General features: G+C 62.9%; 7 protein-coding genes. 4 read left to right on the top strand and 3 right to left on the bottom strand.

The genetic code is table 11. The features are described 5' to 3' along the window. Nucleotide 1: 1 nt before the first annotated feature. Together ACQ4W7_RS02690 and ACQ4W7_RS02685 are read right to left on the bottom strand one after the other, a co-directional pair. Nucleotides 2-3166 (bottom strand): efflux RND transporter permease subunit, encoded by a 3165-nt coding sequence (locus ACQ4W7_RS02690; protein ID WP_426070760.1) that lies wholly within the window; start codon nt 3164-3166, stop codon nt 2-4. Nucleotides 3167-3181: 15 nt separating this feature from the next. After that, the gene (locus ACQ4W7_RS02685; protein ID WP_436528198.1) at nt 3182-4375 is read right to left on the bottom strand and encodes an efflux RND transporter periplasmic adaptor subunit; all 1194 of its coding nucleotides are present in this window, start codon (nt 4373-4375) and stop codon (nt 3182-3184) included. Between the two features lie 455 nt (nt 4376-4830). On the opposite strand from ACQ4W7_RS02685, the gene ACQ4W7_RS02680 reads away from it, so the two are divergent. Beyond that, nucleotides 4831-6297, top strand: coding sequence for an ATPase domain-containing protein (locus ACQ4W7_RS02680; protein WP_436528196.1), 1467 nt, complete (start codon nt 4831-4833; stop codon nt 6295-6297). Nucleotides 6298-6305: 8 nt separating this feature from the next. After that, nucleotides 6306-7847, top strand: a complete 1542-nt coding sequence (locus ACQ4W7_RS02675) for a hybrid sensor histidine kinase/response regulator (RefSeq protein ID WP_436528194.1) — start codon at nt 6306-6308, stop codon at nt 7845-7847. A 3-nt stretch (nt 7848-7850) separates the two neighbouring features. On the opposite strand, the gene ACQ4W7_RS02670 is transcribed toward ACQ4W7_RS02675, so the two are convergent. Then, a complete protein-coding gene (locus ACQ4W7_RS02670) occupies nt 7851-9737 on the bottom strand; it encodes an MFS transporter (protein ID WP_436528192.1) in 1887 nt (628 codons plus the stop codon). A 245-nt stretch (nt 9738-9982) separates the two neighbouring features. Here ACQ4W7_RS02670 and ACQ4W7_RS02665 point away from each other — a divergent pair, with 245 nt between their 5' ends. Together ACQ4W7_RS02665 and ACQ4W7_RS02660 are read left to right on the top strand one after the other, a co-directional pair. Beyond that, nucleotides 9983-13174 carry a DUF2339 domain-containing protein gene (locus tag ACQ4W7_RS02665; RefSeq protein ID WP_436528190.1) on the top strand — a complete coding sequence of 1064 codons (3192 nt, stop codon included), beginning with the start codon at nt 9983-9985 and terminating at the stop codon, nt 13172-13174. Further along, nucleotides 13171-14631: a DUF3999 family protein gene (locus tag ACQ4W7_RS02660; RefSeq protein ID WP_436528188.1), complete on the top strand. Its 1461-nt coding sequence runs from the start codon at nt 13171-13173 to the stop codon at nt 14629-14631. The genes ACQ4W7_RS02665 and ACQ4W7_RS02660 overlap by 4 nt, the downstream gene beginning before the upstream one ends. Nucleotides 14632-14634: the final 3 nt, after the last annotated feature.

Genomic DNA, 14634 nt, shown 5'->3' with positions numbered 1-14634 from the left:
ATTAATGTGCATCCTTGGAAAGCGTGACGGCTGGCGAACCAGGCGTCGCCGGCGTGGCTGGCGCGTCCGGCTTCGAGAAGAAGCCGCGCACCAGCACGAAGAACACCGGCACGAAGAAGATACCGAGGAAGGTGGCCGTCAACATACCGCCCAGCACGCCGATACCGATGGCGTTCTGGCTGCCGGAACCGGCACCGCTGGAGATGGCCAGTGGCAACACGCCCAGGCCGAAGGCAATCGAGGTCATCAAAATCGGACGCAGACGCAGACGCACCGCGTGCAAGGTCGCGTCCAGCAGCGACATGCCCGATTCCTGCATTTCCTTGGCAAATTCCACGATCAGAATCGCATTCTTCGCCGACAGGCCCACCACCGTGAGCAAGCCCACCTGGAAGTACACGTCGTTCGACAGGCCAAACATCCACGTACCCAGTACCGCGCCGATCACGCCCAGCGGTACCACCAGCAGCACGGAGAACGGGATCGACCAGCTTTCATACAGTGCAGCCAGGCACAGGAACACGATCAGCAAGGACAGTGCATACAGTTGCGGCGTCTGCGAACCGGATTCACGCTCTTCCAGCGACACGCCGGTCCAGCTGAAGCCTATGCCAGGCGGCAACTGCGCCACCATCGCTTCCATCGCGTTCATGGCGGCGCCCGTGCTCTGGCCCGGTGCCGGTGTACCCAGGATCTCTACCGACGGCAAGCCGTTGTAGCGTTCCAGGCGGGGCGACGCGTAAATCCACTTGCCGGTGGCAAAGGCCGAGAACGGCACCATCTGGCCAGCAGTATTGCGCACGAACCACTTGTTCAAGTCTTCCGGCAGCATGCGCGATTCGGCATTGCCTTGCATGAACACTTTCTTCACGCGACCACGGTCGAGGAAGTCGTTGACATACGAACTACCCCAGCCCACGCTCAGCACGCGGTTGATTTCCGAGATCTGCAAGCCCAGCGCTGTGGCTTTCTGCTGGTCGATGTCGATCTTGTATTGCGGCGTATCTTCCTGGCCGTTCGGGCGCACGCCCACCATGGTCGGGTTTTGCGAGGCCATGCCCAGCAACTGGTTACGTGCCGCCATCAGGGCGTCATGGCCGACACCGCCGATATCCTGTAGCTGCATGTCGAAACCGGTGGCGTTACCCAGTTCCAGCACGGCCGGCGGTGCAAACGTAAACACCATCGCATCCTTGATCTGCAACAACTTGCCCATGGCGCGACCGGCCACGGCCGGCGCTTTCTGCGCCACGTCCTTGCGCAGCGCCCAGTCCTTCAAGCGCACGAAGGCGATACCCGTGTTCTGGCCGTTACCACCGAAGCTGAAACCGGCGACAGCAAACACGGAGGCGACGTTGTCTTTCTCGCTGTTCATGAAGTGGTCTTCGACCTGCTCGATCACTTTCAGGGTGCGCTCTTGCGTGGCGCCCGTCGGCAATTGAATCTGCGTAAACAGAATGCCCTGGTCTTCCTCCGGCAGGAAGGAGGTCGGCAAGCGCATGAAGAGGAATACCAGGCCAGCCAGCAAGATGACGTACAACAACATCGAACGGCCACGGTGGCGGATCATGCTGCCAACCCAGCCCTGGTATTTGTTGCTGCTGCTATCGAAGCTGCGGTTGAACCAGCCAAAGAAGCCCTTGTTGCTGGCGTGATGGCCCTTTTCGACGGGTTTGAGCAAAGTGGCGCACAAAGCTGGCGTAAATACCAGCGCGACGATGACGGACAGCACCATCGACGAGACGATAGTGATCGAGAACTGGCGGTAAATCACGCCCGTCGAACCACCAAAGAAGGCCATCGGCACGAACACGGCCGACAACACCATGGCGATACCGACCAGCGCGCCCGTGATCTGCGTCATGGACTTGCGCGTCGCTTCCAGCGGCGACAAGCCTTCTTCACTCATCACGCGCTCGACGTTTTCCACCACCACGATCGCATCATCGACCAGCAAACCGATGGCCAGTACCATGGCGAACATGGTCAAGGTGTTGATCGAATAGCCAAACGCGTTCAGGATGCCGAAGGTACCGAGCAGCACGACCGGCACGGCCATGGTCGGGATCAGGGTGGCGCGGAAGTTCTGCAGGAACAGATACATCACCAAAAATACCAGGATGACCGCTTCCACCAGGGTCTTGACCACTTCTTCAATGGACAGTTTCACGAACGGGGTGGTATCGAACGCGACCTGGTAGCTCATGCCTTCAGGGAATTGCTTGCTCAGGTTGCCCAACATGGCTTTCGCCGCATTGGCCGTATCGAGCGCGTTGGCACCCGTCGCCAGCTTGATCGCCACGCCGGTAGCCGCATGGCCGTTGTAGCGGGCCACGGTATTGTAGTTCTCGCGGCCCAGTTCCATGCTGGCCACGTCCTTCAGGTACACCATGGCACCGTTGGTCGATGTTTTCAGCAAGATGGCGCCGAACTGCTCCGCCGTTTGCAAGCGGCTCTGCGCCGACACGGTGGCGTTCAACTGCTGGCCCTTGACGGACGGCGTGCCACCCAGTTCACCGGCCGACACTTCCGCATTCTGCGCCTGCACGGCCGTGATCACGTCCGCCGGGGTCAGGTTAAAACTTTGCAGCTTGGCCGGATCGAGCCAGATACGCATGGCGTACTGCGAACCGAACAGGGTCACATCGCCCACGCCGGCAACACGGCTCAGCGGATCGACGACGTTGGCGGCGACATAGTCGCTCAAGTCGGTCTGGTCCATCTTGCCGTTTTCGGAAATGAAGCCGAACACCATCAGGAAGTTCTTCGTGGCTTTCGACACGACCAAGCCTTGCTGCGTGACAGCCGTCGGCAGCAGTGGCGTCGCCAGTTGCAGCTTGTTCTGTACTTGCACCTGGGCAATGTCTGGGTTAGTGCCGCTGGCAAACGTCAGCGTGATGCTGACGCCGCCAGTCGCATCGCTCGACGACGCCATGTAACGCAAGCCGTCGATACCCTTCATCTTTTGTTCGATGACCTGGGTCACCGCATCTTCCACGGTCTTGGCGGAAGCGCCAGGGTAGGAGCCGCTGATCGAAATCGACGGCGGAGCGATGCTCGGGTACTGCGCGATCGGCAGGCTGAGGATCGAAATCACGCCGGCAAGCATGATGACGATCGCGATCACCCAGGCAAAAATCGGGCGATCAATGAAAAAACGGGCCATTAATATTCTCCTGAATTAGTGGGCGCTGGCAACCGATGCGGCGGCAGATGCGGCAGCGGCCTTGGCCGGTACGGCAACGGCCGGGGCGCCTGGCTTGACTTTTTGCAAGCCTTCCACGATCACGCGGTCGCCTGCGGCCAGGCCGGACGTCACCAGCCAGTCGTTGCCGACCGTGCCGCTGGTGGTCAACACGCGTTGCTCGACCTTGTTTTCCTTGTTCAGGATCAAGGCGGTTGCCTGGCCCTTCTGGTTGCGCGTCACGCCCACTTGCGGCACGGTAATGGCTTTTTCATCCACGCCCGTTTCCAGCTGCGCACGCACGTACATGCCTGGCAGCAATTCGCCTTTCGGGTTCGGGAACAGCGCGCGCAAGATCACGTTGCCGGTGGTCGGATCGACCGTCACGCCAGCGAACTGCAGCTTGCCCGATTCACTGTATTTGCTGCCGTCCGGCAAGAGCAGGTCAACCTTGGCCTGGCCTTCGCCCACTTTCTTCAGCGAGCCGTCGGCCATCTGGCGTTTCAGGCGCAGCAGGTCGGTGCTCGACTGGGTCACGTCGACATAGATCGGATCGAGTTGCTGCACGGTGGTCAGCGCTTCGGCCTGGCCCGCCGTGACCAGCGCGCCGGCCGTCACGGTCGAGCGGCTGGTGCGGCCGCTGATCGGTGCCGTCACGGTGCTGTATTTCAGGTTGATGTTGGCCGATTCCAGTGCCGCGGTAGCGGACTCGACGTCTGCCTTGGCTTGCTCGAACGCAGCGACGGCATCATCGTATTCCTGACGGCTCACGCCTTCGATGGCAACCAGTTCCTTGTAGCGGGAGGCTTTCGGGCCGGCCGTCAGCAGGTTGGCCTTGGCTTTCGACAAGGCCGCCTTGGCTGAGTTATAGGCAGCCTGGTAAGTGGCCGAATCGATCTGGTACAGGGCCGTGCCCGCTTTCACATCGCTGCCCTCGACGAACAAGCGCTTCTGGATCAAGCCACCGACTTGCGGGCGCACATCGGCGACCTGGTATGCATTCGTGCGGCCGGGCAATTCGGCGCTCATCGGCAACGCAGCCGGATTAACAGTAAACACGACCACCTGTGGCGCTTGCTGCGCGTGAGGTGCTTCCTGTTTTTTACTGCAGCCGGCCATGATTACAGTGGCGCACAGAACGGCAATAGCGCCGCTCGTACGCGGCGACGTCAAGGAAAAGGTTGGTTGCATCTTGGACTTTCTGAAAAAGAAGCTGGCTAGTGTCGTTAGAAATGACTAAATTTATTAACGCAGATCAAAGAATGAACGATCATTCTAAAATCGTCAAGCATCGTTACAATTGAAACATAGTAACTATCAAGCGAATTAAGTTATAAATGAGGCAATGAAATGAGGGCAGCAACTGCAATGGCACGCCAGCAAAGTTGGTCAGGAATCTGGCGGACGGCGGCAAAACGGCAATGCGGAAAAGTTGGATTGAGTAAATACTGTAGCAGGGTAATGCATTTTTTGCTGAAGCCGTGATCGCGTGCGCAACACTGCCCGGCACGGCCAAGCCCAGCGCCATAAATAATTACCAATGGTATCGAAAAGACATGCCGCGACATACGCGCTAATATACTGACCACAGCGTGACCACAGCGTGGCACAGCGGGGGCGCGATGATGACAGCACAGGCGCAAGGAATGGCGCAACACGAGGATGCGAGCGGCCTGGACGCGCCGCCACTGCTGTCGACGGGTGTCCCCGGCCTCGATACCGTACTCACGGGCGGCTTGCTGCCCGAGCGCCTGTACCTGGTCGAAGGCGTGCCCGGCACAGGCAAGACCACCCTGGCGCTGCAATTTCTGGCTGAAGGCGCGCGCAGCGGCGCGCCCGTGCTGTATATCGCCCTGGCCGAATCCGAGATCGAGCTGCGCGCCGCAGCGCTGTCGCATGGCTGGAACCTGACCGGCATCGCCATCGAAGAAGTGGCGCCCAGCGATGACATACTCGACCCGGAGCGCCAGTACACCATCTTCCATCCGTCCGAAATCGAGCTGGCCTCGACCAACCAGCGCATCCTGGCCGCCATCGACAAGCACCGTCCGGCCCGCCTGGTGCTCGATTCGCTGTCCGAACTGCAGTTACTGGCGGAAAACCCCCTGCGCTACCGGCGCCAGGTAGTGGCGTTGAAGCAATACTTGGCCAGCCGGCACTGCACCACCCTCTTGATCGATGACCGTTCCGCGCTCGACGACAGCTTGCAAGTGCGTAGCGTAGCCCATTGCGTGATCTCGCTGGAGCTGCAAAACCAGGCGTATGGCAATGACCGGCGCCGCGTGCGGGTGGTGAAATACCGGGGCGTGCCGTTTCGCAGCGGCACGCACGACTACAAGATCGCCCGTGACGGCCTGGTCGTCTATCCGCGCCTGGTGGCAGCCGACACGCGGCGCGATGGCAACCATCGGTGCCTGTCGAGCGGCGTGCCCGAACTCGACGCCATGACAGGCGGCGGCCTGGAAGAAGGCACGAGCACCCTCATTTCCGGCCCCGCCGGCAGCGGCAAGTCCACCCTGGCGGCGCAATTCGTGCACGCGGCAACAAAGCGCGGCGAACCGTGCGCCATGTTCCTGTTCGAGGAAGCGCGCAGCAAGCTGCTGAACCGGGCCGACAACGTGGGCATGCGCCTGCAGGCGGCGCTCGACACAGGCCTGCTGAGCGCACAGCAGATCGATCCGGCCGAGCTGACACCGGGCGAATTCGCCCAGGCCGTAGTCGACGCGGTAGAACGGGGCGCCCGCGTGATCGTCATCGATAGCCTGAACGGCTACATGCATGCGGTGCCCGATGAGCGCTTCCAGAGCACCCACTTGCATGAATTGCTCAATTACCTGGGCCAGTGCGGCGTGGTCACCCTGCTCGTCGGCGTGCCGCAAAACATGCTGGGCACCTGCATGACCACCTCGGCCGATGCCAGCTACCTGGCCGACAGCGTCATCATGCTGCGCTATTACGAAACAGAGGGCGAGGTGCGGCAAGCCATTTCCATCTTCAAGAAACGCGGCAGCGCGCACGAACGCAGCATCCGCCGCTTCGACATCAGCCCGCAGGGCATCCGCATCGGCCCGGCCCTGGCCGGTTTTCACGGCATCCTGTCGGGCTTGCCCTAGAAATTGCCATGGAGCAGCGCATCCTGATCTACGCGCCTGCCGGCCAGGATGCCGCCCTGGCCGGCACGGTATTCGCAAGCAGCGCCATCGCCAGCCACGCCTGCCGCTCTCCCGGCGAACTGGCCGAGCAACTGGCACTGGGCGCCGGCGGCGTGCTGACGGTGGACGAGGCGCTGTATGCAGGCGTGTACTCCGTGCTCGACGCTTACGCCCGGCAGCAGCCTGACTGGTCCGACTTGCCCATCATCCTGCTGACGCATGCGGGGCGCGATTCTCTGCCCTTGCGGCAAGCCATTGCCACCCTGGGCAATCTGACCCTGCTGGAACGCCCCGTGCACATATTGACCCTGATTACGTCGGCGCATGCCATGCTGCGCGCGCGCCAGCGCCAGTACCAGGTGCGCGAGACGCAGCGGCGCAAGGACGAATTCATTGCCAGCCTCGGGCATGAACTGCGCAATCCGCTGGCCCCCATCAAGTCGTCCGTGGCCTTGCTCAAACGCCTGTTCCCGGCATCCGAGCAGGTCGGCAAAGTGAGCGACGTGATCGAGCGCCAAGTGACGCACCTGACGCGGTTGGTGGATGACTTGCTTGACGTGGCGCGCATCACCAGCGGCAAGGTGTTGCTACAGCGCAAGGAGTTTACGTTACAACAAGTGCTCGACCATGTATCCGAGTTGTGCCAACCTGCGGCCAGCAACCGGCACATCCGCATCGCACTCGATATACCGCCGCATGCCGTGACGCTGCGCGCCGACTATGCCAGGATGGTGCAGATCTTTGCCAATATCGTCTCGAATGCCGTGAAGTTCACTCCGGACGGCGGCCACATCCACATTACGGCACGCCAGGCGCAGAGCCTGCTGCAAGTGACGGTCGAAGACAATGGCATCGGCATCGAGCCGGACGCCATCCCGCGCATCTTTTCCATGTTCGAACAGGGACGCACGGTGGCGGGCCAAATGACCAGCGGGCTGGGCATCGGCCTCAGCCTGGCGCGCCAATTTGCCGAAATGCACGGTGGCGGCATCGACGCCTACAGCGACGGCCCCGGCCGAGGCAGCCGCTTCATCGTCACACTGCCGGCCAGCGCCAGCAACATACTGGCCGCCACGCCGGCCGCCGCCGACAGCGAGTCGCCCGCCGGCGCGCACCAGCCGGTGCAAGTGCTGGTGGTGGACGACAACCGCGACGCGGCCGATTCCTTGCAAAGCCTGTTCCAGCTCGAGGGCTATGCCGCCAGCGTCGCGTATGGCGGCAAACAGGCGCTGGCGGCCGTTGATTTGGCGTGGCCACAACTGGTCGTGATGGACCTGGGTATGCCGGACATGGATGGCTATGAAGCGGCACGCCAGATACGCCAGCGTGCGCAGGGACGCGAGGTGCTGATGATCGCCCTGACGGGCTGGGGCCAGGGCGAGGCGCGCTCACGCACGGAGCAAGCCGGTTTCGAGCATCACCTGACCAAACCGGTGGATTTCGCCGCCATCGCCGTCCTGCTCCGCGCGCACCTGGCACAACGGGCGGGAGCCGTTACGCGAGAGGAATGACGCTTATTTCCACTTGCCGCGCAATTCCTGCACCTTTTGCTGCAGCAATTCCGGCGTAGCGGCCTCGGGCGCCACGGGCATGCCCACGGCCAGCGACAAACGCGAGCGCAAGCCGGCCTTGAAGGCGCGCTCGAACAGATGGCCATTGCGGTGGCTCAACAGATGGCCCCACAAACCGCGCAGCGCCAGCGGAATCACGGGCACCTTGCTGCGTTCGATTATCTTGGCGATGCCGCCCTTGAACTCGCTGATCTGGCCCGTGCGCGTCAGCTTGCCTTCAGGGAAAATGCACACCAGTTCGCCCTGGTGCAGCGCTTGCGCGATATCGATGAAGGCCTTTTCCATCAGGAAAGGATCTTCCTTGGCCGGCGCGATGGGAATCGCCTTGGCCGTGCGGAAAATCCATCCCATCACCGGCATCTTGAAGATGCGGTGATCCATGACGAAACGGATGGGGCGCGGGCTGGCCGCCATGATGACGATGGCGTCCACATAGCTGACGTGGTTGCACACCAGCACCGCCGCGCCTTCCGTGGGGATGCGTTCGCCATCGACCACCTTCACGCGGTGCACGGTCTGGATGAGTATCCACGCCAGGAAGCGCATGAGAAATTCCGGCACCAGCGAGAAGATGTAGGCCGCCACCAGCGCATTCAAAATGGCTGTGACGAGGAACAGCTGGGGTATGGTAAAGCCTTTGCCCAGCAGCACGATGGCCACGCCAGCGGCCGCCACCATAAACAGCGCATTCAGAATATTCATGCCGGCAATGGTGCGCGAGATGTGTTTCGGATCGCAGCGGGTCTGGATCAGGGCGAACAGCGGCACGATGAAAAAGCCGCCAAACACGCCGATCATGACAATGTCGAGCAAGATGCGCGGCACGCCCGCCTGGCTGACAAACGCCAGCGCGTCGACCACTTGCGTATTCGCATAGGCATTGCTGGCGAAATACAGGTCAATGCCGAACAGCGACAGGCCGATGGAGCCGAACGGCACCAGGCCGATCTCGATTTTGTGGCCGGACAGGCGCTCGCACAGCAGCGAACCGGTACCGATGCCGACGGAAAACACGGTCAGCAGCAGCACAAACACGCTGTGGTCGCCATGCAGGAAATCTTTCGAATACACGGGGAACTGTGCCAGGATCAAGGCGCCGTAAAACCAGAACCAGGAATTGCCCAGCATGGCCAGGAAAACGGGACGGTTCTTGCGCGAGAAATTCAGGTTGCGGAACGATTCGGCGACAAAATTCAGGCTCACCTTCAAGTCCGGCTCGGGCGCGGGCGTGCGCGGCACGCGGTAGCTGGCGAGCAGGCCGAAAATGGCCACGGCAATCGTCGCGCCGGCCACCAGTTCCACGCCCAGCGGCTTATGCACGATCAAGACGGCGCCGAGGATTTCGCCCAATAAAATGCCGACAAAGGTGCCCATCTCGATCAGGCCATTGCCGCCGACCAATTCCTCGGGTTTCAACTGCTGCGGCAGATACGCATACTTGATGGGGCCAAACAGGGTTGAATGCACACCCATGCCCACCACGGCGGCCACCAGCAGCCACAGGGTATGCGTCATCCAGCCAGCGGCGGCAACGGCCATGATGGCCAGTTCCATCCATTTGACGAAGCGCGCCAGGCCCGCCTTCTCGAACTTGTCGGCCAGCTGGCCCGCCGTGGCTGAAAACACCACGTAGGGCAGGATGAACAGGCCGGGAATCAGGTTGGTGATGGTGGATGGGTCGAGCGTGGTCCAGCTCAGCGCATCGTAGGCGAGGATCACCATCAGGGCCGTCTTGAACAGATTGTCGTTGAAGGCGCCAAAAAACTGGGTCCAGAAGAAGGGCCCGAAACGGCGCTGCGACAATAAGGAAAACTGGCTGCTTTGACTCATGGCATGGGGAACTGGCAATTAAGGAATTGCTAAAATACAGCACTATCCTGCGCACGACAATCTGAATGTCGTCATCTTGCTTAGCGTCAATACGGAAAACAGCGTGCCACGTCAGGTTCGCCTCGCCGCCGCACGCGCTTCCTGGCACTTGCCCTGACACAACAGAAATCGCTTGTTTCTTGATAATAAGGTAATGTGCGCATATCGCTGGCGCCCCTGCCAGCCCCTCCCGGAAAGCTGCCCCCATGTCTGGAATGACATCATTGACCATCCTGGCCTTGCTGGTCACCGCCTTCGTGCTGGTGTTGCAGCACCGCAGGAAAGTAGCAGATCTGGAGTTGCTGACGGCGCACTTGCGCAAGGAAGTCGACGGCATCCAGCAGCGCCTGCGAGCGCTGGAAGGCCAGGACGAAGCGCCAGCTACCGCGCCCATCGTGAAGAGTGCTGTGCCTGTGCCTGTGCCTATTTCCGCGCCTGCACCGGTGCCACCAGCCGCCACCGTGCCGCAAGCGACCGTGATCGGGCCGGTCGAGCTGGCAAAGGTCCCGCCAGCCGCGCCAGCCACCACATCCGCACCCGCGCCATCGGCACCACCTCCCCCAGCCAGGCCAGCCCCTGCCGCCGCCAACACCCCATCCTGGATCGCACGCCCGGACGGCCTCGTTGCCAAGGCGAAGAACTGGCTATTTACCGGCAACCTGGTCGCCAAGCTGGGCTTGCTGATCCTCTTCCTCGGCGTCAGCTTCCTGCTCAAATATGTGTCGGCGCAGGTCACGGTGCCCATCGAGCTGCGCCTGGCCGGCATCGTGCTCGCCGATATTGCCCTGCTGACCTGGGCCTGGCGCATCCGCACCAGCCGCCCCGGCATCAGCTTGCCGCTGCAGGGCACGGCGCTGGCGATCCTGATGCTGGTGACGTTTGGCGCCTTCCGCCTGTATGAACTGATCCCGGCGGGCCTGGCGTTTGCCGTGCTGTTCGTGCTGACGGCGTTCACCTGCCTGCTGGCCGTGCTGCAAAACGCCGTCTGGCTGGCCGTTTTCGGCATCGTCGGCGGCTTTGCCGTGCCCCTGCTCGTGTCGACGGGCAGCGGCAACCATATCGGCCTGTTCAGCTATTACGCGCTGCTCAACGCGGGCGTCTTCGCTATCGCCCTGAAGCGTGCCTGGCGCGTCCTGAATGTGCTGAGCTTTGGCTTCACCTTCGTCGTCGCCACCACCTGGGGCCTGCTGCGCTACACGCCCGAGCACTACCTGTCGACGCAGCTGTTTTTGATCCTGTTCGTGCTGTTCTATATCGGCATTGCGATTGCCTATTGCGCGCGCCAGGCGCCGCGCCTCAAGCATTACGTGGATGGCACGCTCGTCTTCGGTACGCCGCTGGCGGCCATGGGCCTGCAATACAGCCTGGTCTGGCACTTTGACTTCGGCCTGGCGTTTTCCGCGCTGCTTGCCGGTTTGACCTACATGGGACTGGCCGTGGCCCTGTGGCGCAGGAACGGTTTCCGCCTGCTGGCCGAAGCCTTCCTGGCGCTGGGCATCGTCTTCGGTACGCTGGCCATCCCGTTCGCCCTCGACGGCCGCTGGACGTCCGCCGCCTGGGCGCTGGAAGGCGCGGGCATCGTCTGGGTCGGCTTGCGCCAGCGCCAGACCCTGGCCTGGGCCTTCGGCCTGCTGGTACAGGCGGCCGCCTGGCTTGCCTTCCTCGGTGCCATGCAGGAACTCAATACGGCAGCGGCCCTGCAGGCCAACATCTGGCTCGGCTGCGCGCTGCTGGCCGCCGCCGCGCTGGTGATGGCCTTCAATTTCCGCCGCCACGGCAGCCACTTGTATCCGGAATTCATGAGCAGCCTGTCCGTGCTGTTCCTGACGGCCGCCACGGCCTGGCTGCTGGGCGGCATCTGGAGCGAAATCCTGCTGCGCACGGATGCCACCACGCAACTCAACCTGCTGACCGTCAGCGCGCTGGGCGTGACCGCCCTGCTGGCGGCGCTGGCGCGGCGCGAACAATGGCATGCGCCGCGCGCCCTGCTGCTGGCCGTGCAAGTCCTCGCAGGGCTGGTGCTGCTCAGCCGCGCCAGCTGGGCCTGGGACCAGCACCCGGCCAGCCTGTTCGACGGTTCCTTCCTCAGCGCCCTGCTGCTGGGCGCCGCCGCCTTTGCCAGCGCCCGCTTCCTTGCGCTGCGCGCGCGCGGCGGCGGCGAGCTGCTGGCCCTGGTCGCGCGGCCCCTGCTGGTCTGGAGCGGCTTGCTGTGGTTTGCCGCCATCCTCGTACCCTTCACCAGCTGGCTGCTGCGCCTGATCGACGGCAACCTGTCTATGCAGCCACACGCGGGCGAGCACTGGCTGGCCCTGTACCTGATTGCCGTGTGCGTCACAACGCCCGTGTTCGCCCTCCTGGCGCGGCGCCTGGAATGGCCGCAGTTACGCTGGCTCAGAGTGGCTGCCTGGCTGGGTCTGCTTGTGTGGAGCGCCAACCTGCTGCTGGCCTTGTACCTGCACGATTACCTGCCGACGGGCTTGAGCTGGCTGGCCCTGGCCAGTGCCCTGGCGGCCGGCGAATACCTGCTGCTGGCCTGGCCACAAGCGGGCTGGCAACTCGACGTGCGAGCGCTGCGTTTCTTGCATACGCTGCGCACGGCAGCACCATGGCTGATGCTGTGGCCCGTGGGCGCCATGCATGTCAACGCCTGGCTGGCGGGCCATGAAGGCAGCGTCAGCCCCGCCTGGGCCCGCTACTTGCCGGCCTGGGCCATGATGCTGGCGCTGGCCTGGCTGATCCGCCGCTGCCGCTCAGAGGCCTGGCCGGTGGCGCCGATTGCCGCGTGGTACCAGCGCACCCTGATACCGCTGGGTGCGCTATGGTCGCTGCTCTTGATCGCTGCATGGAATATTGTCGACGATGGCGCCATGGCGCCCCTGCCCTATTTACCACTGCTCAATCCGCTGGACTTGAGCACGGGCTTTGCCATCCTGCTGGCCATTGCCAGCTACCGTTTGCTGCCGGCAAAACAAGTGCCGTTGCCCGTCCTGTGGCACGCGCGCTTGCCGGCTGTGGCCGCCTGCTGCGTGTATGTCTGGTTCAACCTGATGCTACTGCGCACGGTATCGAATTACCTGGGCGTACCCTACCGCTTCGACGACATGCTGGCCTCGCAGTTCGTGCAAGCGATGCTGTCGCTAGTGTGGAGCATCACGGCCCTGCTGCTGATGCGCCACGCGGCCCGCCAGCAGCGGCGCCAGCAATGGAGTATGGGGGCAGTGCTGCTGGGACTGGTCGTGCTGAAACTGTTCCTGATCGACTTGTCGAACGTGGGCGGCATCGAACGCATCGTGTCCTTCGTGGGCGTGGGCTTGCTGATGGTCTTGATCGGCTACCTGGCGCCTTTCCCCAAGGCTGCCGCGCCAGCGCCGGCCGAACCTCAGCAAGGAGCCGCATGAAATCCCCATTCCTCCTCTGCACGTGCCTGATCGCAGGCGGCGCGCTGGCCGCTACCCCGGCGCCACCGGAGCGGCCGCAGGACTATGGCTGGAGCATCGCGTTGACGCCGCAGCCTGGTGCCGGCCTGAGCCGTATAAGCGTCCCCACCGACGTGTATCTGCATGCGCGCTCGGCCAGCTTGGCCGACGTGCGCCTGTTCGACAGTACCGGCAAGCCGCTGGCCTTCGCCCTGACGGCCCCGCCCGCGCAATCGCGCACGCAACGCGACACACTTGCCATGCGCATCTTTCCCGTCACCGGCAAAAACATCGGCTACTACGAACTGGACAATGTGGATATCCGTACCGGCAATGACGGCCGCCTGCTGTCCGTCACGGCGCGTGGCGGCAGTACGCCCGGTGCGGCGCCGGGCTTGCAAGGTCTGATCCTCGATGCGGGCCCGCCCGCCAAGGATAGCCGCATCGGCGCCCTGCATTTCACCTTGCCGCCAGGAACCGATAACTACAATGCGCAAGTACTGCTGGAGGTAAGCGACGACCTGAAACAATGGGATGCCATCGCCACCACCACGCTGAATTGGCTGCGCAACAGCGACACGCAAACCCTGGCCAACGACCGCATCGAATTCGCGCCGCGTGCCTTCCGTTATGCGCGGCTGAGCTGGCAGTACGGCGATCCCATCACTTTCGCCGGCATCGCCGCGCAGCAGGTCAGTGTCACAGCCGTTGCCGCGCCGCGCGCCACCATCGCATTGAAAGGGACGGCAGGCAAGAGCGTCGACGAGCGCCTGTATGCGACGCCGATCGCCATTCCCGCCGACAGCATCAGCTTGCAGTTGGCTGAGGGCAACACGTCCATGCCTGTCACCCTGGGCGTGTATCACGTGGCAAGCGAGGCGCCGCGCCAGCGCCAGCGTCTGCGCCCGCAAGCGCGCAGCACGCAGGTCGCCGACTTCGAACCACTGCTCAACACGACGTTCTATCGTATCAACATGGATGGCAAGGAACGGGTCTCCGGCGACCTGGCCATGCCCGTCGTGCAAACGGCGCAATGGGTGTTGCGGCCGCAATATCACAGCGGCACGAACCCGAACCTCAACTCCGTCTTGCGCCTGGGCTGGACACCGGCCAGCCTGGTATTCCTGGCCAGCGGCAAGGGACCGTATCAACTGGTCTTCGGCAGGAGTGGCGCAACGCCGGCAACGCTGCCACTGTCGCAGGTCGCGCCCGGCTTCACGCAGGAGGAATTGCTGGCGCTGCCTGTCGCCACCGCGGCCAGGGTGGTGGCTCTGACCAGCGACGCCCCCATCGAGAAGACGCCGGATGGCGCAGGCTTGCGCCTGGCCGCGCTGTGGGCCGCACTGCTGCTGGGCGTGGGCGTGCTGGGCTTTTTTGCCTGGCGCTTGCTGTCGCAGATGAAAGAGGAACAAGGAAGTACCGACAAGCAGGAGCATTAGCCT

Origin of the sequence: Janthinobacterium algoris, from assembly GCF_051380935.1 — a bacterium.
Taxonomy (GTDB): domain Bacteria; phylum Pseudomonadota; class Gammaproteobacteria; order Burkholderiales; family Burkholderiaceae_D; genus Janthinobacterium.
The sequence above is the reverse complement of the archived record's forward strand: the minus strand, read 5'-3'. Positions and strand labels throughout refer to the sequence as shown.

Coding starts and splice junctions, on each gene's coding strand:
- ACQ4W7_RS02690 (WP_426070760.1), bottom strand. CDS start 3,166: ATGGCCCGTTTTTTCATTGATCGCCCGATTTTTGCCTGGGTGATCGCG.
- ACQ4W7_RS02685 (WP_436528198.1), bottom strand. CDS start 4,375: ATGCAACCAACCTTTTCCTTGACGTCGCCGCGTACGAGCGGCGCTATT.
- ACQ4W7_RS02680 (WP_436528196.1), top strand. CDS start 4,831: ATGGCGCAACACGAGGATGCGAGCGGCCTGGACGCGCCGCCACTGCTG.
- ACQ4W7_RS02675 (WP_436528194.1), top strand. CDS start 6,306: ATGGAGCAGCGCATCCTGATCTACGCGCCTGCCGGCCAGGATGCCGCC.
- ACQ4W7_RS02670 (WP_436528192.1), bottom strand. CDS start 9,737: ATGAGTCAAAGCAGCCAGTTTTCCTTATTGTCGCAGCGCCGTTTCGGG.
- ACQ4W7_RS02665 (WP_436528190.1), top strand. CDS start 9,983: ATGTCTGGAATGACATCATTGACCATCCTGGCCTTGCTGGTCACCGCC.
- ACQ4W7_RS02660 (WP_436528188.1), top strand. CDS start 13,171: ATGAAATCCCCATTCCTCCTCTGCACGTGCCTGATCGCAGGCGGCGCG.